Here is a 23,492-nt window from a genome sequence, read left to right as displayed (position 1 = left end):
GGTGCCGCCCCGGGCGCCGGGAGCGCTCTCATCGGGCGGTTCCCGGGGCTATCCTGATCGGCAACCGCCGAGGAGGAGCCCTGAGGTGACCGAGACAGTGTCGCGCCCCACACTGGAGGCCGTGGCCGCGAGGGCGGGGGTCTCCCGGGCCACCGCGTCGCGCGTGGTCAACGGCGGCGACGGAGTGCGCGAACCACTCGTCGAACGGGTCCGGCAGGCCGTCGAGGAACTCGGTTACGTTCCCAACCAGGCCGCCCGCAGCCTGGTCACCCGGCGCCACGACGCGGTCGCCGTCGTCATAGCCGAACCGGAGACGAGGGTCTTCGCCGACCCCTTCTTCGGTCTCCAACTGCGAGGTATCAGCAAGGAGTTGACGGCGCACGACTCTCAGCTCGTCCTGCTGCTGACGGAGGGCCGCGACGACCACGCGCGCGTGGGCCGCTACCTCGCGGGCGGACACGTCGACGGCGCGCTCGTCTTCTCGCTGCACCTCGACGACCCGCTGCCCGAACTGATCCACGGCGCGGGCGTGCCGACCGTGTTCGGCGGACGGCCCGGCTGGGGCGACGGCACCCGCGACACCGCGGCCCCGGTGTACGTCGACAGTGACAACCGGGGCGGTGCCCGCGCGGCCGTACGCCACCTGGTCGCGCTGGGGCGCACGCGCGTCGCGCACATCACCGGCGCCCTCGACCAGACCTCCGCGGTCGACCGGCTCGACGGGTTCCGGGACGTCATGGCCGACGCCGATCCGCGGCTCGTGGTCGAGGGTGACTTCACCCCGGCGGGCGGCGAGCGCGCGATGCGCGAACTGCTGGACCGCTGCCCCGACGTCGACGCGGTGTTCGCCGCGAACGACCTGTCCGCCGCGGGAGCCCTGCGGGTGCTGCGCGAGCGGGGGCGGCGGGTGCCGGACGACGTCGCGGTGATCGGGTTCGACGACATGCTGCCGGTGGCGGAACAGACGGATCCGCCGCTCACCACGGTCCGTCAGGACATAGAGGAGATGGGGCGGTTGATGGCCCGTCTGCTCCTGCGCGATCTCGACCGGCGGACGGCGAAGGAGCGCGCGGTGCGCGGCCCCTCCGATGTGGTCCTGCCGACGACGTTGGTACGGCGGGCTTCCGCGTAGCCGGACGGGGCGGCGCGGCGCGCCGCCGGAGTCGGAGTCGGCACCATGCGGCGGGGCCGCGCGACGACGGGAGCGACCGCCGGCCGGTCCGGCGGTGACCGGAGCGACGGGCCGGCCACCGCCGGACCGGCCGGCCAGGGTCAGGAGGACCGCCGCCGGTCCGCCCGGCCGGGGACTGGACGACCGCGCCGGCACGGCCGCCGCGGACGGGTGCGCAGGGGGCCCCGACGGGTCGGCCGGCCCCTGGGCGGGGTCGGCCGGCCCGGGTGTGCCCGGCATCGCCGCGGCCGGGATCAGCTCGGCCGCGGGGCGCTCTTGATCACCGCGAAGCGCGCACCGTACGGGTCGGCGAGCTTGGCCATACGGCCGACGCCCTCCAGATCCGTGGCGGGCATACGGACCGTGCCGCCCAGCTCCTGTGCCCTGGCGACCGTCGCGTCCGTGTCGGTCACCGCGAAGTACGGCAGCCAGTACGCACCGGACGCGGCCTCGGTCGGGTCGTCGGCCAGCGGGACGACGCCGCCGAACATGTCCGTCTCCTCGGCCCCGGCCGGGTTGACACAGGTGTACGTGCCGCCGGGGAACGGCGCGGCCGAGGTCTCCCAGCCGAACACGGAGTTGTAGAACGCGGCGGCCGAGGCGATGTCCGGGGTGTAGAGCTCGACCCAGCACAGCGAACCGGGGTCGCCCGCCACGTCGACGCCCTTGGTCCTGGCCGGCTGCCAGAGGCCGAAGGGCACGCCCGCCCGGTCGGTGAGAATCGCCATGTGGCCCTCGCCCATGACATCCATGGGCGGGAAGACCGCGGTGCCCCCGGCCTGCTCGGCGGCCTTGGTGGTGGCCTCCGCGTCGGGGGTCTGGAAGTACACCGTCCAGGAGGGCGGGCCCTGTTCGGCGGTGCTCTGCATGCCGCCCGCGACGGTCTTCCCCGCGAGCTGGAAGAAGCCGTAGCCGCCGGCGTCGGGCCCCGCCGACTGGAACTGCCAGTCGAAGAGGCCTCCGTAGAAGGAGGTGGCGCCCTCGATGTCGGGTGTGCCGATATCGAGCCAGTTCGGAGCGCCGGAAACAAAGCGGGTGGTGAGCATGAATGCCCTCCTTTGAGGGGTCCCGTTGTCTGCTCCGCCGAGTCTTGCACCGCCCACTGACAATCGCTGTGGGGACGCGGGTCCCGGCGCGGGCCGTGCCACGAACGACCGCACCGGTCACCAGGGGTGACCGGGAATGTTTGTTTTGTTTGCGCGGCGCCCGCGCGCCGCCGTGCTCCCGTGCGGTCGGCGGGAGCATCATCAGGGCCGCCGGAGCGATCGGAACGTGGCGTTGATCCGGCGTTGATCGAACGTTTTTCGACGCGGGGCACGCTCTACGGCATGCACACCGACACCATCATCCCGGCCGACTCCGACTGGCAGGAGCAGGCGCTGTGCGCGCAGACCGGGGCAGAGTTCTTCTTTCCCGAGCCGGGCAGCTCGGTGCGTGAGGCGAAGCGCATCTGCGGCATGTGCGCGATGCGCCCGGCCTGCCTCGAATACGCGCTGAACAACGACGAGCGGTTCGGCGTCTGGGGTGGTCTCTCCGAGAAGGAGCGGCTCAGCCTCCGGCGCGCGGACCGCCACTGACCGGGCGCCCTCCCACACGGACGGCTCCGCATCACACCGACACCACTCTCCCCACCCGCGATCCGGCGAACCGGCACCGGCACCCACGGCCTCCCCGTGGCCGGTGCCCCCGATCGGCGCGCTTCGATTTGGCGCGGCGGCCCGACAAACGATGTGCCGGCGCGGCCGGAGTGCGGTTAGGATCCGCTGGCGCGCCCGGGTGTCGAGCAGAGGCAGACTCGCCGTTTTGGCAAAACGGATACGCCGGTTCGAATCCGGCCGCCCGGGCTGCGTCCGGACCGTCCGGCCGGGGGAACGGGGCCCTGTAGAGCAGAGGCAGACTCGCCGCCCTATCAAGGCGGATACGCCGGTTCGAATCCGGCCGGGGCCACGACAGCGTGCACGCGGGGCGGGAACACATGGGCGAGGGCGGCGTCACACCGGACGAGCTGGCGGCATTCCACCGTACGGTCGGCAGGCTGCGGGACCTGCCCGTCGACGACCCGGTACGGCTGCGGGCGGAACAGGTCGCCGCGTCCTTCGCGCGCGACGGGCGGCTGCGCAGACGCAAGGCGCGCGGCGCCGAGGTGTCCACCGCCGACGCGGCGGTGATGGCCGCGACCGCGACGGGCGCGCTCGACCGGCGGGAGGACGCGCCGCTCGCGCACCCCGGAGACGGCGCCACGACGGGTGGCGTCTTCGTGAAGTCCCGTACCTGCTACGTCTGCAAGACGCCCTACCGGCAGGTCGACGTCTTCTACCACCGGCTCTGTCCGGACTGCGCCGCCGACAACACCGCCCGGCGCGCGCTCGCCACGGACCTGGGCGGGCGGCACGTGCTGCTCACCGGAGGCCGGGTCAAGATCGGTTTCCAGCTGGCCCTGATGATGCTGCGCGACGGCGCCGAACTCCTGGTCACCAGCCGCTTCCCGCACGACACCGTGCGCCGCTTCCGCGCAGAGCCGGGCAGCGGGACATGGCTGGACCGGCTGACGGTGCTGGCGGTGGACCTGCGTGATCCGCGTCAAGTGCTGGGACTGTGCGAGCAGTTGCGACAGGAGGGCGAGCCGCTCGACATCCTGGTGAACAACGCCGCGCAGACCGTGCGACGGCCCGTCGAGTCGTACGCCCTGCTGGCCGCGGGGGAGCGCGCCGGACTGCCCGAAGGCGCCCGGCAGGCACCGGGTTTCACCCCGATGCGGGCGTTGGGCAGCGGCCGTGCGGCACTGCCCGCCGCGCTGCGGGAGGCCGACGAGGCCGGACTGCTGCCCGACCCGTCTCCGGAGAACTCCTGGTCGGCGCGGCTGGGCGGCCTCGACCCGGCCGAGGTGCTGGAGACCCAGTTGGTCAACGCGCTGGCCCCGGCGCTGCTCTGCGACCGCCTGCTGCCCCTGCTGCTGGCCTCACCCCATCCTCGTCGTTACGTCGTGAACGTGACGGCCGTGGAGGGTCGCTTCGCGGTACGCAACAAGATGGCGGGCCACCCGCACACCAACATGGCCAAGGCCGCCCTGAACATGCTCACCCGGACCAGTGCGGCCGAACTGGCGGACAGGGGCGTGCACATGTGCGCGGTCGACACCGGCTGGATCACCGACGAGAACCCCGCTCCGAAGAAGGAACGGATGGCGGGCGCGGGGTTCCGCACCCCGCTGGACGTGGTGGACGGGGCGGCCCGGGTGTACGACCCCATCGTGCGGGGCGAGGCGGGCGCGCCGGTGTCCGGGGTGTTCCTCAAGGACTACCAGGAGGCGGAGTGGTGAGCGGTACCGGGGCGGAAAGGGCGGCAGCGGAGCCCCACGCGACGGCGCACCCGAAGCGGCGTCCGGAGCCGGGGAGCGTGCCGGAGTTCGCGGGCGTGCCGTCCGTCGTGCCGCGTCCCACGGCCGAACTCGAGCCGCTGCTCTCCTGGTTGCGCGGGGGCCGTCCGGCGGGGGAACGGCTGGACTTCACGGCGGGTACGGCGCTGCCCGACGGGCGCCTCGACCTGTGCAAACAGGGGATCGGCGCGCGAGGCGCGGCGTTGATCGCGAAGGCGCTCTCCGAGGGCGCCTCCCCCGTACGGCATCTGCTGCTCGGCACCGACGGGCTCGGCGACGAGGGTGCCGTCGCGGCGGCGGGCGGCGGCGCGGACGTCGAGACGCTGTATCTCGGCTGCAACGGGATCACCGCCGGCGGGGCCTGCCGGATCGCCGATCAACTGCGCGCCTCTCCACGGGTCGTCACCGGCGTATGGCTCAAGCGCAATCCGCTCGGCAGCGGGGGAGGGCGCGCGGCCGCCGAACTCGTCGAGGCCGCGCGGTCGCTGCGCACCCTGGACCTCGTGCAGACCGGGCTCGACGCGGTGGGCGCGGTCGTTGTCGCCGACGCGCTCCTCACCGCGGCGGACAACGGCCGCCGCGTCGAGCGGCTGTTCGTGGGCGGCAATCCGCTGGGTGCGGCGGGCGCCGAACCGCTGGCCGAACTGATCGTCGCCGGTGCGGTCGACGAACTCTACGTATCGGCCGCGCGGTTGGGGGACTCGGGTGCGCTGCGGCTGGCCGCGGCGCTGGAGCGGGCGCCGTACGGACGGCTCACGCGCCTGTCCGTCGCGAGCAACGGCATCGGGGCCGGGGCCGCCGCCCGGCTGGTGGTGGCGGCGACCACGGCCGGGGTGACCCTGCTCGATCTGGGCCGGGTTCGCGCGGCCGCGGTGCTCGGCGCGGCCGACAACCATGTCGACCTCGCCGCGGCCGGTGCCGTCGCGGACGTGCTGGCGGGCGCCGAACACCGTCTCGCGCACCTCGTCCTCACCCACACCGGGATGCGCAGCCGTGAGGCCCACCGCCTCCTCGACACCGCGCCGCGCGCCACCACCGCGACCCGCTTCGTGCTGGGCGGCGGCATCGCCACCAGCGTGAAGCGGCGGCTGGCGGCGCTGAGCGCGCACGTCCCCGCCCCGGCGGTGCCGGCGGACGTCGCCGCGGTACGCAGCGTCCACCGCACGGCGCCTCCCGAGACGGCGGCGGGAAGTTAGACCCGGCGGGGCGGAGGAGCGGGGCCAAGGCCTGGCGGGGCGAGGAGTACTGCCGGCGCCCGGCGGTGCGGACGAGCGGGACCAGTGCCTGCCGGCGGCGGGAAGCCGGAGGCCGGCACCGGGAGGCCGGCACCGTACGGCCAGAACCCGGAGGCTGGGGGCACCGCTGACGTTTGCCCGGTGTCGGCCACCGGACTAGGCGCCGGCCACCGGAACACGTGGTCGGGTCAAGACCCCGTGGTCGGGCACCGGGCCGCGCGGCGGGCACCGGGCCATGCGGCGGCCACCGGAACGCGCGGGGAGGCCCAGACCCGGTGGCGGGCACTGGGACACGCCGCGGGCATGGGACGCCTCGGCGAGGTCCGGGCGGCGGGTGGGGCGTCGCGCGGCAGGCATCGGGTGTCGCGGAGGCGCCGGGGTGTCAGCGGGGCGGGACCGCCGCGGGGGCGCGGGGTGGGGCGCCGCGCGGCAAGCACCTGGCGTGGCCGGGACGCCCGGGTGTCAGCGTCGCATGGCCGTGAACATCTCCGTCCAGAAACGCTGTTGCTGTGCCGACGCCCCCACCAGATACGTCGCCCGCAGCTTCGGCGGCAGCAGGGGGACCAGCCGTGCCACCACTGCCCGGTGCTTCTTCAGCTGGGACAGCTCCGCGTTGGCGAGGATCTGGTGGACGACGTCACTGTCGTCGGTGCCCTCGTCGGAGTGATGGGCCGCGTTCCGCAGCCGGGCCTCCCAGGCGTCGGCCTCGCGGGCGAGCTCGCGCAGACCCGTCACCGGGCGTCCGCGCAGCCGGTCGACGAGCGCCGTCAGTGAGACGGGAGCGTACTCGCCGTCGCCGAGGTAGACCGTCGCCATCTCCAGTTCGAGCCCGTGCCGGTGCAGCTTGATGAGCCGCTCCAGCGTGCGCTTGGTGATCCAGGCACGACCCTCGTCGTCGATGTCGTTCTTCCACCACTCCAGGACGGTCTCGGCGTCCGATCCGTACCGCGCGAGCAGCCACTCGTTCGCCGGGATGTCCTGCGGCTCGACCGTCAGCGAGGCCGTGAACCGGCTGGCCTGCGCGATGTTGTTCCGGGCGACCAGGAGCTTGCGGCCCAGGTGGTACGGCGGATTCTGGACGGCGATCTGCGCGCGCAGGTTCTCGATCCGGCGCCCCGCCAGCGACCACTCCTGGGTGATCTCCATCAGCTTGGCGAACGCGGCCTTGTCCTTGGGCCGGTTGTACTCGTCCCAGATGATCGCCTTCGGCTCGGGACCCGTGAAGTTCGCCGCGAGCAGGTTGTCCAGGGTGCCGTCCGCCGACGGGATCGGGGCGCACAGGTCCTCGACGTTGGTCACCGGCAGCGAGAAGTACAGCGGCTCCCTGCCGAGCCCCTCGCGGACCGTCTGCCGTACGAGCTCGGTCTTTCCGCAGCCGGGCGGCCCCTGCAGCAGGACGGTCCAGCGATTGCGCAGGGCCGCCCTGACGACCTGGCGGACCGGGTCCGGGATCGTCGCGGGATTGGGCACACCGAGCTCGTCCGCGATCCGGTTCAGGATCTCCGTGGTGCGGTTCTGCCCGGGCCGGCCGTCGGGGCGGGGCTCGACGAGACGCAGCCGCTCTCCGCCCACCAGGGGCAGGGCCCACCGCAGCGGGAAGCCCTCCCGGGCGTTGGCCAGGATGTGGTCGAGGGTGCGCGGTGAGAGCAGCTCGCGCAGCGCGGGGGACAGGGAGGCCCACAGCGAGAAGACCGGTGTCAGGTCCCATTCCCGGTACACGGCGGACAGATGGCGGCGCCACGAGGTGTCCTTCGCCGTGACGCGCAGGGTGACCATGCGGTCGAGGAGCGCGAGGTCACCGCGCCGCGCCGAGGTCTCGGCCAGCGACTCGTTGTCGGTGAGGAAGACGCCGACACAGCCGAGGGCGCGGAGATCGTGCTCGCCGAGCGTCCAGTCGCAGGCGATCTGCATCAGCTGGGACTGGACCGTGTCACCGGCCTGCAGTGAGTCGTCGATGAGCAGGACGAAGGGGGTGCCCGGCTTGAGCTGGCTCATCACGAGCTGGCGCAGCACTAGTTCACCGCTCAGGGCGTCCCGTACCGGCGCGTTGACCAGCAGGTCGTCCGGGGTGAGGTTGGCCGCGGGCACGTACACCAGGGTGGTGTCGGGGTGGGCGCGCGCCACGTGCGAGAAGAACGTGGCCGTCTTGCCGATACCGTGCTCGCCGAAGATCTGGCCCGTCTGCCCCATGGCGATCAGGGCGTCGATGAACGCCTCCAGACGGGAGGGTACGGGTGTGCCGCGACCGGTGCGGCCGGGGTCCGTTGCGGTGGTCATCGGTGCTGCTCCTGTACTGAGGCGCGTCGGTGCGAGCCGGTGGTCACACGGTGGCAGTCCATGGCCGGGCTGTGGGTCTCGGGCCAGTCGCTGCCGCCCTCGGTGATCAGCCAGATCCACCGGTCGGGCTCGGCGGGGGTGATCGGCGGGGCGCAGCCGTCGGTGAGCACCACCACGGCGTCCGGACGCACCTCGCAGCGGCGGCCGTTCACCTCGGTGCGCCCCTCGACGTAGTCGGCGACGGCCTGGAAGTCCGTGCCGCCCCCGCCGAGGACGCGGCCACCCGGCTCGAAGGGCATCACCTCGGCGTCGAAGGACAGCCAGTGCGCCTCGACCCCGTCGATTTGCCCCACCAGGCCGGTGAGCCAGTCGATCACCCGGTCCGGCATGGAGCCGGAGGTGTCGTAGGCGATGACGAGCACCTTGTCCCGTACCGGACCGCGCCGCGAGAGCATCGGCTCCTGGCCGAGCGCCGCGAGCAGCGCGCCGCGCTTCTTGGGGTACACCAGCCGCTCGCCGTCGCGGAGTTTCGAACCCAGCACGTCGACCAGCCAGCGCTGCCACCAGTCGACCGTCCGCGTCCGGACGGTCTCGCCGCGCAGCGCTCCGGCACCGAGCCGCCCCCAGATCCGCGCGGTCCGTGCCGAGGCGTCCTCCGTACGGCCCATCAGGTCGAGCAGCTCCCGCTCGGCGCCCGCGTGGCCGCGGCGGGCCGCGAGCAGGGCGTTGAGCAGCGCCGAGGAGGAGACCTCGTCGACGGTCCCCTGATCGGCGGGCACCTCGGTCGTCAGACGGACGCACATCCGCGGGGCGGCTACCGGAGGGTGGCGCATCCGCTTCAGCTCGCCGTACACCGTCATGTCCGTCTCGGTGAACTCGTCGTAGCCGACCGGCTCCAGCCCCTGGGCGAGCAGGTCCTGCCGGTACGCCGTGTGGATCAGGCGCGGGTCGACGCCCGTGGGGCGCCCGTCCAGCAGGGGCAGGGATTCCCGGCGCAGCCGCGCCAGCGCCACGTGGTTGATCGACACCTCGGTGGCCATCTCGAAGACCGGGTCGGCGCGCAGCTCCGGGTCGGCGAACAGGTGTCGTTGCACCAGATGCCGCGCCTCGTGGAACAGCACGAACTTCACGCCGTCCAGGCCGAGTCGTACGAAGAAGTCCGGGTTGTAGAGCAGCAGGCAGGTGCCGTCGCCCGAAGCCACCACGGCCGCCGTGTCCACCGCGGTCGTGGCGAGTTGGTGGTGGCACTTCGCGTACAGCCAGGACGCCACCGCCGACTCGGTCAGGCCGAAGTCGAGCAGCGCGGCCTCCTTGAGCCGTCGTGCCCGCTCGACCACTTCCGGGCCGGCCGGCCGGTACCGGCCGAGCGCCCTGCGGTCCGCCAGATCGACGACGGGCCGCCGCCCCCGCTCCCTGTACGCCATGTCCCGCCCCCGTGTCCGTGCTTCCCCGTCACCTCCTTGGTACCAGGCCCCACCGACATCGGGCGAAGGCATTACGCTCGATGCCAAGGGCGGGGCCGTAGCGCAGAGGCAGGCGCGATTGGTCTCCCAAACCAGAGCACGCTGGTTCGAATCCAGCCGCCTCGCCCCCCTCGCGCCGTCGCGCGGTTCAGGCGACGGCCCCGGCGGTCGCGAGCAGTTCGGGAACCGTGCCGTAGTACGTGCCGACCAGCTGGGCGAGTACGGCCCAGGCGTCCTCGCGGTCGCCCAGATGCTCCCGCACCAGCGGCCGCAGTGCGTCCTCGGCCTCCCGGACGCGGGCCGGGAACATCGTCCGGCCCAGCGACAGCACCCGCAGTACCCGGTCCGCGGGGTTCCACGTGGTCGCGTACCGCGCGGGACCGTCGACGACACCCGACTGCCGGACCCGGTGGGTGAACTTCGCGTGCGAGCCGAAGCGTTCGCGAAGCGCGGGCGGACAGTCGGGGCGCACGGCCAGCGCCCAGCGCGCGTAACCGGGCAGCGCCCGCTCCTGGTCGGCCAGCGCTACCGCCTCCCAGCCGGGGCGTCCCACCACCATGGAAGCGGCCTTCCGCGCCGGGTCCATGGACCGGCAGGCCCGCAGCGCGCCGACGAGCCCGAACCGGCTGAAGTGCTCGGGCACCGGTGGTTCCGGCTCCCGGCGCACCGACTCGGCCAGCGGTACGGCCCTTCTGCGGCCGGGACCGTGCGGTATCCCGCGTACGATCGCGCGGCGCATCGCGTCGTCCGCCGAGAGATGCCGCCACACCAGGGCGTTGAGCTCCGGATCGTCCTCCTCCAGAACCCACAGCAGAACGGAGGACGGCACGGGCGTGCGCGTCCACCAGGAGTACACCGCGCGCCGGGCGTCGAGGGCCTCCTCGGACTCTCCCGACTCCCCGTCGGGTGGCGGAGGCCGCAGACCGATCCGCCGCCGCATCCGCTCGGCGTCCGCGTCCCCGAGCAGGCCCAGCAGGAACGCGGTCGCCCGTTCCGACGTGGTGGTGTCTCGCATGGCCGCATGATGCCGCAGCCGGGTGCGGGTGCGCACCGGAAAATCGGTCGGCCGCGCGGTCGCGGGCGGACAGGGTCCCCGTGGGGACCGCGCTCCCGGGCAGTGCGCCGGGAGCCCGTTGAGCCTCATCCGTCACCGTCGAAGGGGCCGGGAGCACGACGCCGCCACCCGGTGGCCGGCGCGGCGGGGAGCAACGCTGGACCAGGTGACGGCGTACGAGCGGGGTGGCAGGTCCGGGGCCGTCGGCCCCGGCGGTGCGACGGGCGGGGGTGTCAGCCGGCGGCGCGCGCGGCCATCCGCGCCTTGCGTGCCGCGAGCTTCTCGTCGAACTTCGAGGCCTCCGCGTCCAGGCCGCCCATGAAGAAGCCGAGCTCCTCCTGGGCCTGCAGGCCCTCCGGGCCGAGGCCGTCCATCTCCAGGACCTTGAGGTGGCGCAGCACCGGCTGCATCACGTCGTCGTGGTGGATGCGCATGTTGTAGACCTCGCCGATGGCCATCTGGGCGGCGGCGCGCTCGAAGCCGGGCATGCCGTGTCCGGGCATCCGGAAGTTGACGACGACGTCGCGGACGGCCGACATGGTCAGGTCGGGGGCCAGTTCGAACGCGGCCTTGAGCAGGTTCCGGTAGAAGACCATGTGCAGGTTCTCGTCGGTCGCGATGCGCGCCAGCATCCGGTCGCAGACCGGGTCGCCCGACTGGTGACCGGTGTTGCGGTGCGAGACGCGGGTCGCGAGCTCCTGGAAGGCGACGTACGCGACCGTGTGCAGCATCGAGTGACGGTTGTCCGACTCGAAGCCCTCGTTCATGTGCGCCATACGGAACGCCTCGAGCTTGTCGGGGTCGACGGCGCGCGAGGCGAGCAGGTAGTCGCGCATGACGATGCCGTGCCGGCCCTCCTCGGCGGTCCAGCGGTGCACCCAGGTGCCCCAGGCGCCGTCACGGCCGAAGAGCGCGGCGATCTCGTGGTGGTAGCTGGGCAGGTTGTCCTCGGTGAGGAGGTTGACGACCAGCGCGATCCGGCCGATCTCCGTGACCTTCGACTGCTCCTTGCCCCAGGCCTCGCCGTCCTCGAACAGGCCGGGGAAGTTGCGCGCGTCGCTCCACGGCACGTACTCGTGGGGCATCCAGTCCTTGGCCACCTTGAGGTGACGGTTGAGCTCGGTTTCGACCACTTCCTCCAGCGCGTACAGCAGCCGAGCGTCGGTCCAGGCCGCGGACGGGCTGCCGAGGTGGGGAGAAGTAATCGTCACGGGTGCTCCAGGGGGACGTGGAAGTACTGAGCGATTTGGAGAGTCGGTGCGTCGCCGCGCGGGTCACCGGGTGCACCGGGTGACCCGGCCGAGCTGCTGAAACGACTGGCCGAGCTGCTGAAACGGATGACCGGCCGAGCTGTTTAAACGGATGACTGGACGAACGGCTGAGCGGGGACGCAACCTACGGCATCGTAGGCTACGTTTCCGTAGGTTACGAAACCGTAGGTTAAGTTCGCTGTAAAGAGTGCCTGATCAGCGGGGTTCGGCAGGCGGTACAGCGGCCCTCGGGGCTCGCTCCGGAGTCCCGTCGACCCGCTCCCGCCGCACAGGTCCCGGAGCCGAACGGGTGGGTCGTTCACTCGTTCAGGTGTACAACTCCCGGAGTCTCACCGAGAGACAGGTCACGCAGCCCTCGAGCTTCTCGAACTCGCCGATGTCCACGACGACCGGCTCGTGACCGAGGCCCGCGAGCAGCTCCGCGGTCTTCGGCGCGCTCGCCGCCATCAGCACCTTCTCGCCGCCCAGCAGGACGACATGGGCCCCGGACTCCTCCGGCACCGGCAGGAAGCGCGGGAACAGCGACGGCGTGTCCACCAGCGGCTCATGGCCGATCACCGTCCCGTCGGGCAGCGCCGTGACCGCCGACTTCAGGTGCAGCACCTTGCTCACGGGCACGGGAACGACCCGCGCCCCGAGCGGTTCCAGGGCCGCGCGCAGCTGCTGGACCCCGGCGGCGTTGGTGCGTCCGCCGCGGCCCACGTAGACCGTGTCGCCGACCTTGAGGACGTCGCCGCCGTCCAGGGTGCCGGGCTCCCAGATCCAGTTCACCGAGCAGCCCAGCCGGGCCACGGCCTCCTCCACCCCGGCCGTCTCGCCGCGCCGGGACTCGGCGCCGGGGCGGGAGATCAGCGCGACGTTGCGGAAGACGACGACGGCGTCCTCCACGAACACCGAGTCGGGGCAGTCGTCGGCCGGATCCACCTCGACGGTGTCCCAGCCGTGCGTGCGCAGGGCCCGCGCGTACGCCTCCCACTGCTCCATCGCCAGGTCGACGTCCACCTTCTCGCGCTCGATGTGCGTCACGAGCCCCTCGGCGAGACGGGGGCTGGGTCTGCGGATGAGTGCTTTCTGGCTGGGCACGTGCGGTCTCCGAATCGGCAGGGTGCGTCGGCGCACATCATGCAGCGCCGTTCGCGCGCGCAACACCCCCCGCCGGACGCGACGCGGTTCCGGCCCGACGACAGGAGGCCGCCGGCCGGCCCCGGGAACTCCGGGACCGGCGCCGGGCGGCCCCGCGTTCCGACCGACGTTAGCCAGCCCCGCGGGTCCCCGCTATGCGGGATACCCGACAGCTTCCGGCGTGGTTTCTTTCAGTTCTCCTCCTTCCAGCACCAGCCAGCGTGTGATTCCGATCGACTCCAGGAACGGCATGTCGTGGCCGGCGACGATCAGCGCGCCCTCGTACGAGTCCAGGGCCGTGGTGAGCTGCCGGACGCTCGCCATGTCGAGGTTGTTCGTCGGCTCGTCGAGCATCAGGAGCTGCGGCGCGGGATCGGCCAGCATCAGTGCCGCCAGCGCCGCCCGGAAGCGTTCGCCGCCGGAGAGGGTCGCGGCCCGCTGATCGGCCCGTGCCCCCTTGAAGAGGAAGCGGGCCAGCCGCGCCCGGATCCGGTTGTTGGTGGCGTCCGGCGCGAAGCGGGCCACGTTCTCGGCCACCGTCAGCCCGTCGTCGAGGACGTCGAGCCGCTGGGGCAGGAAACGTGTCGGCACATGGGTCCTGGCCTCACCGGACACCGCGGCCAGCTCCCCGGCGATCGTCCGCAGCAGCGTGGTCTTGCCCGCGCCGTTGCGCCCGATCAGCGCGATCCGCTCGGGTCCGCGCAGATCGAACATGCCCGCCACCCGCGCGCCGTACCTCAGCTCCAGGTTCTCCAGCGTGAGGACGGCGCGGCCGGGCGGCACCGCGGTGTACGGCAGGTCGACGCGGATCTCGTCGTCGTCCCGGACCGCCTCCACCGCGTCGTCGAACCGTTCCTTCGCCTCGGCGAGCCGCTCCTCGTGCATGATGCGGTGCTTGCCCGCCGATTCCTGGGCGGCCCGTTTGCGCGCCCCCATGACGATCTTCGGCTCCCGCTTCTGGTCGTTCATCTTCTGCCCGTACCGCTTGCGGCGGGCCAGCTTGACCTGCGCGTCGACCAGCTCGCGCTTCTGCTTGCGCAGATCGGCCCCGGCGACGCGCACCATGCGCTCGGCCGCCTCCTGCTCTTCGGCGAGCGCCTCCTCGTACGCGGAGAAGTTGCCCCCGAACCAGGTGACCTCGCCGGCGCGCAGATCGGCGACATTGTCGACCAGGTCGAGCAGCTCACGGTCGTGGCTGACCACGACCATGACCCCGGACCAGGCCTCGACGGCCGCGTACAGCCGGCGGCGCGCGTACAGGTCGAGGTTGTTGGTGGGTTCGTCCAGCAGCAGTACGTCGGGCCGCCGCAGCAGGAGCGCGGCCAGCCGGAGCAGCACCGACTCGCCGCCCGACACCTCGCCGATGGTGCGGTCCAGCTCGACGTGGCCGAGACCGAGTTCGCCGAGCATCGCGAGCGCGCGCTCCTCGACGTCCCAGTCGTCGCCGACGGCCTCGAAGTGTTCCGCGGCCGCGTCGCCCGCCTCGATGGCGTGCAGCGCGGCGCGGGTGGCGGCGACACCGAGTGCCTCGTCGACCCGGAGGCCGGTGTCGAGGGTGACGTTCTGCGGGAGGTACCCGACCTCGCCGGCGACGCGCACCGTGCCGTCGGCCGGGGTGAGTTCTCCCGCGATCAGCTTCAACAGGGTCGTCTTACCCGATCCGTTGACGCCTACGAGACCGGTCCTGCCGGGACCGAAGGCGATCCGGAGGTCGTCGAAGACGGTGCTGCCGTCGGGCCAGGCGAAGGAGAGTGAGGTACAGGTGATGGATGCGGACATGGGGCCTCGCGGTCGCTCGATGGGGTCAAGGGCAACGCGTGTGAGACACCGCTGAGCGACGGCGGACCGGAGAGAAGAGGTGGGAGTCCCGTGACAGAAGGGCGGCTCACGCACCGAGGTCGCACGCCACGCACGGGCCGGCCGGAAACGGCGGGTCGTGTGGAGCGGTGTCATCCGACCTCAGTAGAGCAACGTCCTTCTCCGTTCGACGGCAACAGAACCGCTGTACACCGTAGGAACGGGTACAAGGCGTGTCAACGCATTAACGGGGCCGGCCCCGTCCCCGTGCCGGCCCCGCCCGCCCTCCGAAGGAGCCCCCGTGCCCAACGGCCCGCTGTCGCTGCCCGCCCGGCTCTACCTGCTGTCCTGGGACACCACGCGGCTCAAGGTCACCGGCGAGACCCATCTCCACCATCTGGTCCGCGCCGGCGCGCTCACGGAGCTGGCCCAGCGCGGACTGCTCGCCGATGTGGACGGCATCGCCACGCCGGTGGACATCGACGCCCGCACGGGTGATCTCGCCCTCGACGGACTCCTGGAACTCGTCGAGGAGTCCCGGCCGCGGAAGTGGAAGACCTGGGTGACCCTCCGGGCGCGCGTCACCGTCGACGCGGTCCGCGCGCAGCTCGCCGCCGAGGGATATCTGCGGGCCGGCAAGAAAAGGGTGCTGGGGCTTTTCCCGTCCGTGGACTACCGGCTGGAGCGGGTGGAGGCGGTGGAGGCGCTGCGGGAGGAGGCACGGGCGGTCCTGCGGGGACCCCTGTCCGTCACGGAGGTCTCCGACCGGGACGCGGCCCTCGTCGCGCTTGCCGCCGCGGCCGAGCTGCGCACCCTCGTACCGGGCAAGGACCGCAAGCTGTACAAGGAGCGTATCGAGGAGCTCACCGAGCGCAGCGGAGCCGCGGCCCCGGCGCTGAAGAAGGTCATCCAGGAAGTGCGTACGGCGATGATCGTGGCGGCCACCGCGGCCTCGACCGCGGGAGCGGCGACGGGCGGCTGACCGGGGTGGGAGCCGGCCCGTGGTGCCGTGGAACGTACACACGGCGCGGCGCGCCGCCAGGTGTCGCGGGGCTCGCGCCGCCGGGTTCGCGCGGCCGGGGTTCGCGTCGTCGGGGCCGTCGACCCGCGGACGCCCATGTCGTTCGTGGCGGGCACCCGGGCCCGCTCCGTCCCCGCTCGCACCGGCTCGGCGCACCGCCCGCCGAGGGGCCGGGCCGCGCACGGCTCCGCAGGCGCGTGCCTGCCCGCGGGGCACCGTCCTAGCAGGTGCCCCGCAGGAGCTCCGCCAGGTCGTGGTCCAGGTCGACCTGGAGGTGTTCGTTCCCGACCGGCACCAGCTCGGTCGTGCGCCGCAGGAAGTGCCGCATCTCGCCTGAGCGCACATGCACCACGGCGGTGCCCTCGGGGGCGTGGAACTCCAGGACGGTGCGGTCGTATCCGTACGGCCGCACCCGGACGTCGCCGTAGCCCACGGCGTCCTCCATGCCGGAGACGAGCAGTTCGCGCGCGAACGTCCAGCACACCTCCACGCCCTCCAGCGTGGCCGGGGCCGGGAAGGTCATACGGACGGCGAAGGGGTCGCTCCGGTCGTAGTGGAGCGTTGCGGGAATGCTCGGCATCCGCGGCGCGGCGGCGACGAGACGGGCCTCTACGGGCTGCTCGATGACGGTGGACAACGCCTTGCTCCCTTGTGACGGCTGGACGAACTTCGGGCGGATGAGGCCAGGCATCTGTTGAGACGAACGAACGAGCCGTTCAGTGCACCTGTGACCCGAGTGACATCTGTCACCGAGCCCTTCCTCGCGGTGGCCCGCGGCGGACCGTGATGATCCATTTCCAGTCCCCCGCGTGCCCGCGATACCGGTGAGGACACCAACAGGCGTCACGGGGTTCCCGCCGAGGACATCTGGACGGCGCCGGGCGAGTGGGCTAGCTTCGCCCGCCATGAGGGGCTTGGGGAAGTCGAGACGCAAGAGTCGGGCGAGTCGGACGGTCACCGTGGGACTGTGCGCGGCCGCGTTCGCCGCAGCGCTGACGGCGGCGGCGCCCGCGCAGGCGCACGAAGCGCAGGCGCACGGAACGCGGGCGCACGGAACGCGGGCGCACGGAAGCGGGAAGGCCGTCGTCCACTGGGAACTCAAGGCCGGCGGTACGGACGCGCGGTTCCGCGGGCTGTCCGCCGTCGGCCGGAACACCGCCTGGGTGGCCGGATCGAAGGGCACCGTGCTGCGCACCACGGACGGCGGCGCGCACTGGCACGACGTCTCGCCGCCCGGCGCGGCCGGACTGGAGTTCCGTGACATCGAGGCGTTCGACGCCCGGCGCGCCGTGGCCCTGACCATCGGAGAGGGGGAGGCCTCCCGGGTCTTCCGCACCGACGACGGCGGCGCCACCTGGACCGAGTCCTTCCGCAACACCGATCCGAAGGCCTTCTACGACTGCCTCACCTTCTTCGACCGGCGTCACGGCCTGGCGATGAGCGACCCCGTGGACGGCAGGTTCCGCATCCTGTCCACGAGCGACGGAGGGCGTTCCTGGACGGTGCTGCCCGGTGACGGCATGCCCGCCGCGCAGGACGGCGAGGCGGGATTCGCGGCGAGCGGGCAGTGCCTCGTGAGCGCGGGACCGCGGGACGTGTGGCTGGCCACCGGCGGGGGCGCCCACACGCGCGTGCTGCACTCCGGCGACCGGGGACTGACCTGGAAGGCGGCCGACACTCCGATCCCGGCCGGCGACCCGGCACGCGGTGTCTTCGCCCTCGCCTTCCGCGACCGCGCCCACGGCCTCGCGGTCGGCGGCGACTACCGCGCCGACCAGACGTCCCCCCGGTCGGCGGCCGTCAGCGGCGACGGCGGCCGCACCTGGACCCCGGCCGGCCGCCCGCCGCCCGCCTACCGCTCCGGAGTCGCCTGGCTCCCGCACAGCCGCGCCTCCGCCCTCGCGGTCGGCCCGACCGGCACCGACCTCACGACCGACGGCGGCCGTACCTGGCGGACCCTGGACACCGGCTCGTACGACACCGTGGACTGCACCGCCGACCTGGGCTGCTGGGCCGCCGGTGAGAAGGGCCGGGTGGCACGCCTGGAGCGCTGACCCCGTGGCCGTGCGAGGAGCGACGGGTCCCGGCCGGCAGGCCCGGGGCGACCGCGGCCCGTCTCGCCCGCCGGACGGCCCCGTAGGCTCGTCGGCACCATGAAGACCGTACGTAATCCCGCGGGTTGGCCCGCGACGCAGGAGCAGGCCCGCGCCGCGCAGGACGAGCTGCGCGGGCGGGTGGTGCTCGACGAGCCGGGTCCGCCGCCCGGCACCGGCACGGTGACGGGGGTCGACGTGGCCTACGACGACGAGCGGGACCTCGTCGTGGCCGCCGCCGTCGTGCTCGACGCGGTGTCCCTCCAGGTCGTCGCCGAGGCCACCGCCGTCGGACAGGTGTCCTTCCCGTACGTCCCCGGGCTGCTCGCCTTCCGTGAGATCCCGACGGTGCTGGCCGCGCTCGACGCGCTGCCGTGCCCGCCGGGCCTCGTCGTCTGTGACGGTTACGGCCTCGCCCACCCGCGCCGCTTCGGCCTCGCCAGTCACCTCGGCGTGCTCACCGGGCTCCCCACGATCGGGGTCGCCAAGAACCCGTTCACCTTCGCGTACCAGGAGCCCGGCGCCCCGCGCGGCAGTACGTCACCCCTGCTCGCCGCCGCCGACGTCGACGCCGCGCACGAGGACGCGCACGAGGACGCGGACGAGGACGCGGACGAGGTGGGACGGGCGCTGCGCACCCGGGACGGCGTCAAACCGGTGTTCGTGTCGGTCGGCCACCGGGTGAGCCTCGACAACGCGTGCGCGCACACGCTGGCGCTCACCCCCGAGTTCCGCCTGCCGGAGACCACCCGGCGTGCGGACTCCCTGTGCCGGCGCGCCCTTCGGGAGACAACGCCCTGACAGGCCGGCGCCGTTGACGCGTACGCGTTCTGAGTACTTGTACGGATGTGCCGGCGGCCGGGGTATCGGCAGGCTGTGCCGTATGCCGACGCACCGATCCCCGAAGCCCGCCGCCCGCCGAGCGCACCCCGGCCCCGCCCAGCCCGTCGAGCGTGCCGTGACGGCCGCGCTGGTCCTCTCCGTCGTCGCCGGGGTCGGCTGGGTGGGCGGAATGATCTACACGGTGCTGGAGTGGCCGCTGTAGGCACCCCGGGCTGCTCCGGGCTGCTCCGGGCAGCCCCGGGCAGGCTCGGACCGCGCGGACCGCGCGGACCGCGCGGACCGCGCGGGCCGCCGGGCAGCCCTTCGTGACGGCCCGCGAGGTCGGCGCCCATGACGGTCCGTCACGACGCGGCTCGGCGGACGTCCGCCGGGCGGGCCCGTGACGGGGAGGGGACCTGTGGACGGACGGGGGCGGTTCCGAGGGCCGGGAGGGACCCGGGCGCACGCGGCAGGGGAAGCGGCGGGGAAGGCCCGCGCGCCGGGCGCGGGCCGGGGCCCCGTCGGCCGCTACCGGATGGCCGCGACCCGGAAGGTGATCCCCGCCGCGCGGAGCCGTGCGATGAGCGCGTCGCCCATCGCCACCGCCGTCGTGACCTGACCCGCCGTCCGCGGCAGGTCGTCGAAGGCGAGCGACAGCGCGGACTCGGCGAACATCTTGGCGGTCTCGTCGTAGCCGGGGTCGCCGCCCGCGACCTCGGTGAACACCCGCTTCCCGCCGCCCTCGCCCACGAACCGCACGGAGAACCAGCTCCTGGCCCGGCGTTCGGCGCTCGGTCCCTCGCCCGGCTTGATCCGGTCGGACAGCCAGCGCCGCGCGGGCGGCAGCTGGGCCGCCGCGAACACCGCGCCGACGGCGGCGACCCCGCCCACCGCGATCGGCAGCCGCTGCACGGCCGCGTAGTGGCGGTAGCGGAAGTCGGGCCCGTACCGCCCGAGTTCCCGCGCCGAACGGCGCACGATCTGCGGATCGATCGTGGGCAGCGGAAGCGCCCAGGCGCCGACCTCCTTGGCGTACCGGGGAGCGCCCACCGGCGCGGACGCACGCCGTTCCAACAGCCGCGGCTCGTGCCGCCCGCGGTCCCGCGCCGCGGTCAGGATCTGCCGGCCGCGCGCGAACTGGGTGAGCGCGGAGGCGAACGTTCCGCCCGAGAACATCGCCTGCGTACGTACGAAACCGTCGACCCTCAGCGGTACGCCCTCGGGCAGCTGCCGCACCGTGAAGTACGCTCCCAAATCGTGCGGGATCGAGTCGAAACCGCAGGCGTGCACGAGCCGGGCCCCGGTCTCCCGGGCGCGCGCGTCGTGCCGGACGTACATCAGGTCCACGAACTCGGGTTCACCGGTGAGGTCCAGATAGTCGGTGCCCGCGTCGGCGCAGGCGGCGACCAGCTCCTCGCCGTGCACGATGTACGGTCCGACCGTGGTGGCCACCACGCGCGCGCGGTGGGCCAGTTCACGCAGCGACGCCGGCTCGGAGGTGTCCGCCCGGATGACGTCGGGGGCACCGGCGAGCCCTTCGCGCAGCCGCTCCAGCTTCTTCCGGTCGCGCCCCGCGATCGCCCAGCGCAGCCCCTCGGGCGCGTGCGCGGCGAGGTACTCCGCGGTGAGCGCCCCGACGAAGCCCGTGGCCCCGAAGAGCACGATGTCGTACGCGCGATCCGTCTCTTTTGCCCTGCTCATGACACTCCCACTCTCGACCGCTCCCGAGCGGTGCCCCCGCTGCCCTGCGCGAAGCGCCGTTGTCGGTGGCTGAGGCTAGCGTGAGGTACGAGCAGCCGGACGACGAGGTCGCAAGAAGAGGCCGGAGGTGACCGTGGCCGTGCCGCGGAAGGTGCCGAGCCGGTGCGCGCGGGCGCGCCGGTCCGCCCGTCCGCTGCCGCGCGCGGCCGGGCCCGCCCGTGTCCCGCCGAGTGTCCCGGGCGCCCCCGTGTCCGGCCCGCTCGGATCCGGCCGGACACGGACACCCCCGATACCCCTGCCGGGGGCCGATGCCGAGGCCGTTCGGCGCGGACCTCGGTACGCGGCCCGCTGACCCGTTCGCGGCCGGGGCGCTTCGACGGGGAACGGACGGTCTCTCCGTAATTCCCTCGCAGGGATTTAACTAAGCGCTTGCTCGCCAGGTCTTGCCCGGCGTGGAACACGTTCTTAACATCTCTGATGTCACATCAGTGGTGTCACAGTGCTGGGGGCTTGATGGCAGGGGCAGGGACGACGACGCACGGCCCGCTGACCGGAGTGCGCGTGGTCGAGCTGGCGGGCATCGGGCCCGGACCGTTCGCCGCCATGCTGCTCGCCGACCTCGGCGCGGACGTCGTCCGCGTGGACCGGCCCGGCGGCCCGGGGCTCGGGATCGATCCGGAGTACGACGTCACCAACCGCAACAAGCGGTCGGTCGTCATCGACCTGAAGTCCGAGGACGGTCCGGCCCGCGTCCTCGACCTGGCCGAGCGCGCGGACGTCCTCGTCGAGGGCTTCCGCCCCGGTGTGGCCGAGCGCCTCGGCGTCGGCCCCGGCGCCTGTCACGCGCGCAACCCCCGCCTCGTCTACGGACGCATGACCGGCTGGGGCCAGGAGGGCCCGCTCGCCGAGCGCGCCGGGCACGACATCGCCTACATCGCCCCGACCGGCGTCCTCGGCATGACCGGCGGTCCTGACGTGCCCCCGACGGTCCCCGCGAACCTCGTCGGGGACTACGCGGGCGGCTCGCTCTACCTCGTCGTCGGTGTGCTCGCCGCGCTCCACCACGCCCGCGCGACCGGCGCCGGACAGGTCGTGGACGCGGCGATCGTCGACGGCACCGCGCACCTCGCCTCGATGATCCACGGCATGGTCGCCGCCGGCGCCTGGCAGGACCGGCGCGGCGCCAACCTCCTCGATGGCGGCTGCCCGTACTACGGGACGTACGAGACGTCCGACGGGAAGTACATGGCGGTGGGCGCCCTCGAAGCCCGGTTCTACGACGAGTTCGTGCGGCTGCTCGGCATCGAGGAGCACGCGGGCGCCCGCACGGACGTGGCCCGCTGGGACGCGCTGCGCGCGACGGTCGCCGCGCGCTTCAGGACCCGTACCCGGGAGGAGTGGACCGCGGTCTTCGACGGCTCCGACGCGTGTGTGGCCCCCGTCCTGTCGCTGCGGGAGGCTCCCGCGCACCCCCACCTCGCCGCCCGCGGCACCTTCACCGACCACGGCGGCATCACCCAGCCCGCCCCCGCGCCCCGCTTCTCCGTGACCCGCACGTCCGTCCGTTCCGGCCCCGCCCGGCCCGGCACGGGCGCGGCCGGCGTCGCCCGCGACTGGGACGTGCCCCACCTGGCCGAGGACGACCGGGCGAAGGACGGCGGCTGATGGAGCCCTCCCGCCCGCCCGGCCCGGCGCGCGACCTCCGGCAGGCCGTCACCGAGGCCGCCGCCCCGATCGAGGAGGGCGAGGCCGCCGTCCCGGCCGTGTGCCGGGCGCCGGTCTCCCCGCGCGGGCCCGGCCGCCGGGTACGCGAGCGTGTCGAGGCACTCCGGGAGACCGGGGCCGACATGCTCGACGTCATCCCGATCGGGGTCCGGGACCGGACCGGCCGGCCGAGACCGTCAAGAGCCGACTCCAGGAGGGGACCCGCATGAAGCGGCAGATCTTCGGCACCGAGCACGACGCGTTCCGCGAGACCGTACGCACCTTTCTCGCCAAGGAGGTGACGCCGTACTACGAACAGTGGGAGAAGGACGGCATCGTCTCGCGCGAGGCCTGGCGGGCGGCCGGGACGCAGGGGCTGCTCGGACTCGCCGTACCGGAGGAGTACGGAGGCGGCGGCAACCCCGACTTCCGCTACAGCGCCGTCCTCGCCGAGGAGTTCACGCGCGCGGGAGCCTCGGGGCTCGCCCTCGGCCTGCACAACGACATCATCGGGCCGTATCTGACCGGTCTGGGCACCGACGAGCAGCGGCGGCGCTGGCTGCCCGGCTTCTGCGACGGCTCGCTGATCACCGCGATCGCCATGACCGAGCCCGGCGCCGGATCCGACCTCCAGGGCATCAGGACCCACGCCGAGGACCGGGGCGACCACTGGCTGCTCAACGGCTCCAAGACCTTCATCTCCAACGGGATCCTGGCCGACCTCGTGATCGTCGTCGCCCGGACGACCCCCGAAGGCGGCGCCCACGGCCTGTCTCTGCTGGTCGTCGAGCGCGGCATGGAAGGCTTCGAGCGTGGCCGCAATCTCGACAAGATCGGACAGAAGGCGCAGGACACGGCCGAGCTGTTCTTCCACGACGTCCGCGTCCCCAGGGAGAACCTGCTCGGTGAGCTCAACGGCGCCTTCGTGCACCTCATGACGAACCTCGCGCAGGAGCGCATGGGCATCGCCGTCGCCGGGATCGCCGCCGCCGAACACCTGCTGGACATCACCACGCGGTACGTCAAGGAGCGCGAGGCCTTCGGACGGCCGCTGTCCAAGCTCCAGCACATCCGCTTCGAGATAGCCGAGATGGCGACCGAGTGCGCCGTCACCCGGACGTTCCTCGACCGCTGCATCGTCGACCACTCGAACGGGGAACTCGACGCCGTGCACGCCTCGATGGCCAAGTGGTGGGCCACCGAACTGCAGAAGCGTGTCGCCGACCGCTGCCTGCAACTGCACGGCGGCTACGGCTACATGACGGAGTACCCCGTCGCCCGGGCCTTCACCGACGGCCGCATCCAGACCATCTACGGCGGGACCACCGAGATCATGAAGGAGATCATCGGGCGCTCCCTGCTCGGCTGACCCTCCGCACCCTCCC

General features: G+C 73.1%; 20 protein-coding genes and 3 tRNA genes. 14 read left to right on the top strand and 9 right to left on the bottom strand.

What is annotated here, in order from left to right:
• Positions 1 to 85 precede the first annotated feature (85 nt).
• Entirely contained in the window at positions 86 to 1,132 is a 1,047-nt protein-coding gene (locus tag GFH48_RS08255) for a LacI family DNA-binding transcriptional regulator (protein WP_153287638.1), read from the top strand.
• Positions 1,133 to 1,425: 293 nt separating this feature from the next.
• Here the strand turns inward: GFH48_RS08255 and GFH48_RS08250 are convergent, their stop codons facing one another.
• Positions 1,426 to 2,217, bottom strand: a complete 792-nt coding sequence (locus GFH48_RS08250; protein WP_153287637.1) for a VOC family protein — start codon at positions 2,215 to 2,217, stop codon at positions 1,426 to 1,428.
• Positions 2,218 to 2,499: 282 nt separating this feature from the next.
• On the opposite strand from GFH48_RS08250, the gene GFH48_RS08245 reads away from it, so the two are divergent.
• The 5 genes from GFH48_RS08245 (at position 2,500) to GFH48_RS08225 (ending at position 5,743) form a co-directional block, all read left to right on the top strand.
• Positions 2,500 to 2,748, top strand: a complete 249-nt coding sequence (locus GFH48_RS08245; protein WP_194280530.1) for a WhiB family transcriptional regulator — start codon at positions 2,500 to 2,502, stop codon at positions 2,746 to 2,748.
• Between the two features lie 195 nt (positions 2,749 to 2,943).
• A tRNA-Ala gene (locus GFH48_RS08240) sits at positions 2,944 to 3,015 on the top strand.
• Between the two features lie 31 nt (positions 3,016 to 3,046).
• A tRNA-Asp gene (locus GFH48_RS08235) sits at positions 3,047 to 3,118 on the top strand.
• Positions 3,119 to 3,146: 28 nt separating this feature from the next.
• Positions 3,147 to 4,490: an SDR family NAD(P)-dependent oxidoreductase gene (locus GFH48_RS08230; protein WP_153287635.1), complete on the top strand. Its 1,344-nt coding sequence runs from the start codon at positions 3,147 to 3,149 to the stop codon at positions 4,488 to 4,490.
• A 77-nt stretch (positions 4,491 to 4,567) separates the two neighbouring features.
• Entirely contained in the window at positions 4,568 to 5,743 is a 1,176-nt protein-coding gene (locus tag GFH48_RS08225; RefSeq protein ID WP_153287634.1) for a leucine-rich repeat domain-containing protein, read from the top strand.
• Positions 5,744 to 6,244: 501 nt separating this feature from the next.
• Here the strand turns inward: GFH48_RS08225 and GFH48_RS08220 are convergent.
• A complete protein-coding gene (locus GFH48_RS08220; protein WP_153287633.1) occupies positions 6,245 to 8,059 on the bottom strand; it encodes a MoxR family ATPase in 1,815 nt (604 codons plus the stop codon).
• Positions 8,056 to 9,483, bottom strand: coding sequence for a DUF2201 family putative metallopeptidase (locus tag GFH48_RS08215; protein ID WP_153287632.1), 1,428 nt, complete (start codon positions 9,481 to 9,483; stop codon positions 8,056 to 8,058). The genes GFH48_RS08220 and GFH48_RS08215 overlap by 4 nt, the downstream gene beginning before the upstream one ends.
• Before the next feature lie 90 nt (positions 9,484 to 9,573).
• On the opposite strand from GFH48_RS08215, the gene GFH48_RS08210 reads away from it, so the two are divergent.
• A tRNA-Gly gene (locus tag GFH48_RS08210) sits at positions 9,574 to 9,648 on the top strand.
• Between the two features lie 22 nt (positions 9,649 to 9,670).
• Here GFH48_RS08210 and GFH48_RS08205 read toward each other — a convergent pair.
• The 4 genes from GFH48_RS08205 to GFH48_RS08190 all read right to left on the bottom strand — a co-directional run bounded on the left by GFH48_RS08205 (position 9,671) and on the right by GFH48_RS08190 (position 14,748).
• Positions 9,671 to 10,537 carry a hypothetical protein gene (locus GFH48_RS08205; protein ID WP_153287631.1) on the bottom strand — a complete coding sequence of 289 codons (867 nt, stop codon included), beginning with the start codon at positions 10,535 to 10,537 and terminating at the stop codon, positions 9,671 to 9,673.
• Between the two features lie 272 nt (positions 10,538 to 10,809).
• Positions 10,810 to 11,787: an acyl-ACP desaturase gene (locus GFH48_RS08200; protein WP_153287630.1), complete on the bottom strand. Its 978-nt coding sequence runs from the start codon at positions 11,785 to 11,787 to the stop codon at positions 10,810 to 10,812.
• Between the two features lie 366 nt (positions 11,788 to 12,153).
• Positions 12,154 to 12,930 (bottom strand): dimethylargininase, encoded by a 777-nt coding sequence (gene ddaH / locus GFH48_RS08195; RefSeq protein ID WP_153287629.1) that lies wholly within the window; start codon positions 12,928 to 12,930, stop codon positions 12,154 to 12,156.
• 192 nt (positions 12,931 to 13,122) lie between these two features.
• Entirely contained in the window at positions 13,123 to 14,748 is a 1,626-nt protein-coding gene (locus tag GFH48_RS08190; protein WP_153287628.1) for an ABC-F family ATP-binding cassette domain-containing protein, read from the bottom strand.
• A 319-nt stretch (positions 14,749 to 15,067) separates the two neighbouring features.
• Between GFH48_RS08190 and GFH48_RS08185 the strand changes: the two genes are divergently transcribed.
• Positions 15,068 to 15,748: a GOLPH3/VPS74 family protein gene (locus GFH48_RS08185; RefSeq protein WP_153287627.1), complete on the top strand. Its 681-nt coding sequence runs from the start codon at positions 15,068 to 15,070 to the stop codon at positions 15,746 to 15,748.
• A 259-nt stretch (positions 15,749 to 16,007) separates the two neighbouring features.
• Here the strand turns inward: GFH48_RS08185 and ssgD are convergent, their stop codons facing one another.
• Entirely contained in the window at positions 16,008 to 16,424 is a 417-nt protein-coding gene (gene ssgD / locus GFH48_RS08180) for a spore wall synthesis regulator SsgD (protein WP_153292785.1), read from the bottom strand.
• A 268-nt stretch (positions 16,425 to 16,692) separates the two neighbouring features.
• Here ssgD and GFH48_RS08175 point away from each other — a divergent pair, with 268 nt between their 5' ends.
• The 3 genes from GFH48_RS08175 (at position 16,693) to mmpA (ending at position 18,925) form a co-directional block, all read left to right on the top strand.
• On the top strand, positions 16,693 to 17,841 hold the full coding sequence (locus tag GFH48_RS08175; RefSeq protein ID WP_153287626.1) for a WD40/YVTN/BNR-like repeat-containing protein: 1,149 nt from the start codon (positions 16,693 to 16,695) through the stop codon (positions 17,839 to 17,841).
• Between the two features lie 99 nt (positions 17,842 to 17,940).
• Positions 17,941 to 18,681 (top strand): endonuclease V, encoded by a 741-nt coding sequence (locus GFH48_RS08170; protein WP_153287625.1) that lies wholly within the window; start codon positions 17,941 to 17,943, stop codon positions 18,679 to 18,681.
• 82 nt (positions 18,682 to 18,763) lie between these two features.
• Positions 18,764 to 18,925: a morphogenic membrane protein MmpA gene (gene mmpA, locus GFH48_RS38495; RefSeq protein WP_194280529.1), complete on the top strand. Its 162-nt coding sequence runs from the start codon at positions 18,764 to 18,766 to the stop codon at positions 18,923 to 18,925.
• 305 nt (positions 18,926 to 19,230) lie between these two features.
• Here the strand turns inward: mmpA and GFH48_RS08165 are convergent, their stop codons facing one another.
• Positions 19,231 to 20,403 carry a saccharopine dehydrogenase family protein gene (locus GFH48_RS08165; RefSeq protein ID WP_153287624.1) on the bottom strand — a complete coding sequence of 391 codons (1,173 nt, stop codon included), beginning with the start codon at positions 20,401 to 20,403 and terminating at the stop codon, positions 19,231 to 19,233.
• 513 nt (positions 20,404 to 20,916) lie between these two features.
• Between GFH48_RS08165 and GFH48_RS08160 the strand changes: the two genes are divergently transcribed.
• Genes GFH48_RS08160 through GFH48_RS08150 form a run of 3 tightly spaced genes read left to right on the top strand, consistent with a single transcriptional unit; the run spans position 20,917 to position 23,476 of the window.
• Positions 20,917 to 22,068, top strand: coding sequence for a CaiB/BaiF CoA transferase family protein (locus GFH48_RS08160; protein ID WP_153287623.1), 1,152 nt, complete (start codon positions 20,917 to 20,919; stop codon positions 22,066 to 22,068).
• Positions 22,068 to 22,337, top strand: coding sequence for a hypothetical protein (locus GFH48_RS08155; RefSeq protein WP_153287622.1), 270 nt, complete (start codon positions 22,068 to 22,070; stop codon positions 22,335 to 22,337). Before GFH48_RS08160 ends, GFH48_RS08155 begins: the two co-directional genes overlap by 1 nt.
• Positions 22,334 to 23,476 carry an acyl-CoA dehydrogenase family protein gene (locus tag GFH48_RS08150; RefSeq protein WP_153287621.1) on the top strand — a complete coding sequence of 381 codons (1,143 nt, stop codon included), beginning with the start codon at positions 22,334 to 22,336 and terminating at the stop codon, positions 23,474 to 23,476. Before GFH48_RS08155 ends, GFH48_RS08150 begins: the two co-directional genes overlap by 4 nt.
• The last annotated feature ends 16 nt before the right edge of the window (positions 23,477 to 23,492 follow it).

This window comes from Streptomyces fagopyri (assembly GCF_009498275.1).
Classification (GTDB): domain Bacteria; phylum Actinomycetota; class Actinomycetes; order Streptomycetales; family Streptomycetaceae; genus Streptomyces; species Streptomyces fagopyri.
The sequence above is the reverse complement of the archived record's forward strand: the minus strand, read 5'-3'. Positions and strand labels throughout refer to the sequence as shown.

What these genes read in the sequence shown, in the direction of transcription:
- GFH48_RS08250 (WP_153287637.1), bottom strand. Translation starts at nt 2,217, where the DNA reads ATGCTCACCACCCGCTTTGTTTCCGGCGCTCCGAACTGGCTCGATATC.
- GFH48_RS08245 (WP_194280530.1), top strand. Translation starts at nt 2,500, where the DNA reads ATGCACACCGACACCATCATCCCGGCCGACTCCGACTGGCAGGAGCAG.
- GFH48_RS08230 (WP_153287635.1), top strand. Translation starts at nt 3,147, where the DNA reads ATGGGCGAGGGCGGCGTCACACCGGACGAGCTGGCGGCATTCCACCGT.
- GFH48_RS08220 (WP_153287633.1), bottom strand. Translation starts at nt 8,059, where the DNA reads ATGACCACCGCAACGGACCCCGGCCGCACCGGTCGCGGCACACCCGTA.
- GFH48_RS08215 (WP_153287632.1), bottom strand. Translation starts at nt 9,483, where the DNA reads ATGGCGTACAGGGAGCGGGGGCGGCGGCCCGTCGTCGATCTGGCGGAC.
- GFH48_RS08205 (WP_153287631.1), bottom strand. Translation starts at nt 10,537, where the DNA reads ATGCGAGACACCACCACGTCGGAACGGGCGACCGCGTTCCTGCTGGGC.
- GFH48_RS08190 (WP_153287628.1), bottom strand. Translation starts at nt 14,748, where the DNA reads ATGTCCGCATCCATCACCTGTACCTCACTCTCCTTCGCCTGGCCCGAC.
- GFH48_RS08175 (WP_153287626.1), top strand. Translation starts at nt 16,693, where the DNA reads ATGAGGGGCTTGGGGAAGTCGAGACGCAAGAGTCGGGCGAGTCGGACG.
- GFH48_RS08170 (WP_153287625.1), top strand. Translation starts at nt 17,941, where the DNA reads ATGAAGACCGTACGTAATCCCGCGGGTTGGCCCGCGACGCAGGAGCAG.
- mmpA (WP_194280529.1), top strand. Translation starts at nt 18,764, where the DNA reads ATGCCGACGCACCGATCCCCGAAGCCCGCCGCCCGCCGAGCGCACCCC.
- GFH48_RS08165 (WP_153287624.1), bottom strand. Translation starts at nt 20,403, where the DNA reads ATGAGCAGGGCAAAAGAGACGGATCGCGCGTACGACATCGTGCTCTTC.
- GFH48_RS08160 (WP_153287623.1), top strand. Translation starts at nt 20,917, where the DNA reads ATGGCAGGGGCAGGGACGACGACGCACGGCCCGCTGACCGGAGTGCGC.
- GFH48_RS08155 (WP_153287622.1), top strand. Translation starts at nt 22,068, where the DNA reads ATGGAGCCCTCCCGCCCGCCCGGCCCGGCGCGCGACCTCCGGCAGGCC.
- GFH48_RS08150 (WP_153287621.1), top strand. Translation starts at nt 22,334, where the DNA reads ATGAAGCGGCAGATCTTCGGCACCGAGCACGACGCGTTCCGCGAGACC.